Source organism: Gilvimarinus sp. 1_MG-2023 (assembly GCF_030548285.1).
In genome coordinates, this window is record NZ_JAUOSC010000739.1 from 1 (window position 1) to 296 (window position 296).

General features: G+C 51.0%; 1 protein-coding gene. It reads left to right on the plus strand.

Annotated elements, in window-relative coordinates:
• Positions 1–296: acyl-CoA thioesterase (locus Q4563_RS18830; RefSeq protein WP_303605602.1), on the plus strand; the 296-nt coding region annotated here is incomplete at both ends.

Consider the following 296-nt stretch of genomic DNA (forward strand, 5'->3'; position numbering starts at 1 on the left):
CATCTGGGCAATGACCGGATGGTGACGCTGCTACACGAGGCGCGGCTGCGTTATTTGCGTTCTCTGGACTTTTCGGAACTGGATATTGATGGCCTGGGGATTATGGTCGCCGACCTGGTGGTTAGTTTCCGGGCCGAAGCCTTTATTGGCGAAGTATTGACCTTTGCCGTCGGGGTGATGGATTTTAACAAATACGGTTGTGATGTGATTTACCGGGTCAGTAACCAGTCCAGCGGTAGACTGGTGGCGGAAGCCAAGACCGGCATTGTATTTTTTGATTATACGGAACGTAAACT